Here is a 4,037-nt window from a genome sequence, read left to right as displayed (position 1 = left end):
TCCGCGGAGACCACCACGGTGTGGGACACCCCGGGGGTGTTGTCCACGAAATTGGTGATCAGCCAGTTCAGGTTCTGTGCGGCCTGGCTCATCTGAGTCAACTCAACGCTCCTGGTGGTTCGAGCCGCCGAAGAGATCGGTGCTCGGGTTCTGTCCGTTGCCGGACTGGTCTACCTGATCGGGGTCGATCCGGAAGCTTCCGGTGTTACCGGCGCTGCGGCCCTGCTCCACACCGCGGCGCAGGTTGGTGAGGCGGCCACGGACCTCCTCCGGGCTGCGGGAGACCTGCGGCCCGTCCTGCGGGGTGGACTTGGCGTTGCCGGGCACCAGGTTCTGCTTGGGCACGCGCCGCGGCAGACCGGCACCGGTCGTGCCGCCGGAGGCGGGCTCACGCAGCTGCTCGGCCCGCTGCCAGTCGCCGTCGTTCGGCGACTGCCAGGCGGTGCTGGCGGTCGGGCCGGTCGGGCCGTAACCGCCGAGCGCGGACACGTCGTGGCCGCGCTGGGCCGCGGGCGCCGAGGTGTCCTTGGCGCCGGCGAACCAGTTCGGGCTCTCGCCGGACGGGCTGCCGCCGGCCGGAGCGGAGGCGGGGCCACCGCCGGCCAGCTGCTCGCCGGGGCGGCGCTGCGGCAGCCCGGACGCCAGGGTGGTGTGCGGCGGCTCGGCGGCGGGCAGCGCGGGCGGCTCCGGGGCGTACGGGTGGCCGGCCGGGGACTCCTCGGCCGGACGGCCGTACTGGTCGGCGTACTCGTCCTGCTGGTAGCCGCCCTGGTCGTAGCCGTACCGGTCGTCGGCGTAGCCCTGCTGCTGCCCGTAGCCCTGCGGGGCGTACTGGTCGTAGCCGTCCTGGGCGTACTCGTCCTGCTGGTGGTACTCGTCCTGCTGGTAGCCGCCCTGGTCGTAGCCGTACTGGTCGTCGGCCTGGGCCTGCGGCTGCTCGTAGCCCTGCGGGGCGTACTGGTCGTAGCCCTGCTGGTAGTCCTCCTCGACCTCGGCGTCCACCACCGGCGGGTGCGGGGCGCTGTCCAGGGCCGCGCGGCGGACCTGGTCGAGGCGCTGCGAGCGCTGGACGGACTCCAGGGCCGGGCTGAACCCGCTGGAGCCGGCGTTGCCGATGCCGGTGAGGTGGTCGTCGAAGCCGAGCTCGGCCGCGCTGCGGGCGGGGGCTTCCGGCGCCCACTCGGCGGTCGGCTCCTGCTCGGCGAAGATCCGGGAGACGGTGAACTGCTCGTCCGGCTCCGGCGCCGCACCGGACTGGGTGACGAACGGCGGGAGCATGACCAGCGAGGTGGTGCCGGCGGACTCGCCGGACGGGCGGAGCTGGACGCGGACGTCGTGCCGCTGGGAGAGCCGGCCGACCACGAACAGGCCCATGCGGCGGGAGATGGTGGCGTCCACCGTGGGCGGCTCGGCCAGCTTCTCGTTGATCTCCGCGAAGTCCTCGGCGGTGAGGCCGATGCCCTTGTCGTGGATCTCGACCAGCACCCGGCCGTCCGGCAGGCGGGTCGCGTTGACCAGCACCCGGGTCTGCGGGCTGGAGAACGAGGTGGCGTTCTCCAGCAGCTCGGCGAGCAGGTGGACGAGGTCGGTCACGGCGGCGCCGACGACGTCGACCTCCGGGATGCCGGAGAGCTCGACGCGCTCGTACTGCTCCACCTCGGACGCGGCGGCGCGGAGCACGTCGACCAGCGGGACCGGGGTGTTCCAGCGGCGGCCGGCCTCCTCGCCCGCGAGGACGAGCAGGTTCTCACCGTTGCGGCGCATACGGGTGGCCAGGTGGTCCAGCTTGAAGAGGTTCTCCAGCTGGTCCGGGTCGGCCTCGTTGTTCTCCAGGTCGGTGATCAGCGCCAGCTGGCGCTGGATCAGGCTCTGGCTGCGGCGCGACAGGTTGGTGAAGATCGCGTTGACGTTCCCTCGCAGCAGGGCCTGCTCGGCGGCGAGCGCCACGGCCTGCTGGTGGACCTGGTCGAACGCCCGGGCGACCTCGCCGATCTCGTCCTTGCCGTGCAGCGGGATCGGGGTCACCGAGGTGTCGACCCGGTCGGGGTCGGTCTTGGAGAGCTTCTCGACCAGGTCCGGCAGGCGGTGGTCGGCGATCTCCAGGGCGGCGTTGCGCAGGGTGCGCATGCCGAGAATCATCGAGCGGGCCACGTAGCCGGTGAGCAGACCGGCCAGGACGAGCGCCGCGACGACGATGACCGTGTTGAGGATGGCGTCGTAGAGCGCGTTGTCCTTCAGGGCGAGGGCGTCGTTGAGGACGTCGTCCAGCAGCGCGACTTCGGTGTTCCGCAGGGCCTGGATGTGGGTGTTGGCGGCCTGGTTCCAGTTGTCCGGGGTCAGACCGGCGTTCTTCGCCTCGGCGTACGCGGCGTCGGCGGCGGCCTTGCCCTTCAGCTGGCCCTCCGCGGCGGCCTGGCTGTACGAGGCGCCGAGCTGGAGCAGGGCCTGCATGGTGGGCGCCGCGCCGTTGGGCATCTTGTACGCCGAGCGCTCCTGCGCGGCGAACTGGGCGACCTGCGCCTCCGCGTACTTCTGGGCGTCCTCGGGCGCGCTGCCGGTGTTGAACTCGTTGATGGAGACCTGCTCCAGCTTCTCCGAGATCAGGATCTGCTGGATGACGTTCTGGTTCTCGTAGCGCGTGGTGGCGTTCGCCGAGATGCCGACCAGCAGGTTGAGCATCAGCGCGCGCTGGGTCGAGGCGGCGGCCTTGGCCAGCGACATCGCGTAGATCGCGCGGCCCTTGCTGGTGGCGTTGGCGGAGCCCATGCCGACCGAGTTGTCGAAGGCCAGCAGCGGGTCGAGCATCACCGAGTAGGCGTTGGCGGTGGCGCTGATGAACAGCTCCGGGTTGTACGCGTTGGCCCGCAGGTGCGGCAGGTCGACCACCAGGGTCTGGAAGGCCTCGTGGCGGCGGGGGAGCTCACCGGACTTGTCGGAGGCGGCGTAGGCGGCGTTGTACGCCTTCAGCGCGGCGTCGGTGTCGTTGCGCCGCTTGGTCACCTCGTTGTTCGGGTCCTGCTTGGTGATCAGGGGTATGAGCGTCTTGTCGCGCTCGTTCTCCAGCGCCTCGGCGAGTTCGGTCGCCGCCTTGGCCAGCTCGGCGGTCTTCTCGGCGCGGGAGGCCTTGATGTAGCCGTCGACCGAGGTGTTCACTCGCAGGCCGCCGAAGACGAGACTGATGATCACGGGGATCAGCAGGATCGCGATCAGACGGGTCGGCACGCGCCAGTTGCGCGGGCGGAGGAAGTCGTACCGGCTGGAGCCGCCGCCACTGCCCTCGCCCGACGATCCGCTGCCGCGGGGCGCCGTGGGCGAGGCCTGGGGTTCGGCGGCCGGGACGGGGGACTGGGCGCGTTCCTCGGTGGGAGTGAACGCGGAGAATCCGGCCGGATCCCCCGGGGTACCGTTCGGCTCGCTCTGGCGGGGCTCGGAGCGCCGCTGCGGGGCGGGTTGCTGCTTACGCCTCACTCGACAACTACCTCTCGGCCGAATGCCGGCCATGGATCAATCCAGCGCTACCCCGGGGCCCTGTCCCGCCGCCGGACGGACCGGCGCAGGAGACACCCAGGGGTAGCTGGAATTTCAGCACGTGCAGGGATGGGGGACAAACAGCTGCAGCCCGGCACCCGCGTCGGCACAATCCGGACAATCACCGACATGACGGAGCAAAACAGTGGTCACCAGGCGCTGAGCGACGCCAATTCGCCACACTGAGTCATTGTTGATCACAAAATGCCTACCGAACTGTTATCCGCTGCTTATGCGCGGGTCTTGCGCGGAGCCCCCGGAGGACACCGGCCGGTAAGCGTCGTGGCCCCGACGGCCCGTCGTGGGACGGGCCGTCGGGGCTGTGCGGTTGTTCGCGCGCTCGCCTCCGGGGCGCCCTGGGCCCCTTCGGCTCGGCGCGGGTGTTCGCGCGCCCGTGTGCTCGCGGTCGCCCTCGTTCAGCGGAGTCGGGCGAGGAGGGCGTGTTCGACGAGGGTGATGAGGGCGCTCTTGGCGCTGTCGCGGCGTCGGGCGTCGAGGGTGATGACGGG

At 71.1% G+C, this 4,037-nt stretch carries 1 protein-coding gene and 2 pseudogenes; all 3 read right to left on the bottom strand.

Annotation, left to right across the window (positions count from 1 at the left end):
• A pseudogene (locus ACWDBE_RS39020) lies at positions 1-92 on the bottom strand (roadblock/LC7 domain-containing protein); the annotation flags it as partial.
• Between the two features lie 10 nt (positions 93-102).
• On the bottom strand, positions 103-3,468 hold the full coding sequence (locus ACWDBE_RS39015) for a sensor histidine kinase (protein WP_449810354.1): 3,366 nt from the start codon (positions 3,466-3,468) through the stop codon (positions 103-105).
• A gap of 476 nt (positions 3,469-3,944) precedes the next feature.
• A pseudogene (locus ACWDBE_RS39010) lies at positions 3,945-4,037 on the bottom strand (ATP-binding protein); the annotation flags it as partial.

The organism is Kitasatospora sp. NPDC001132, assembly GCF_053598415.1.
This window is presented reverse-complemented; position numbering and strand designations above follow the sequence as displayed.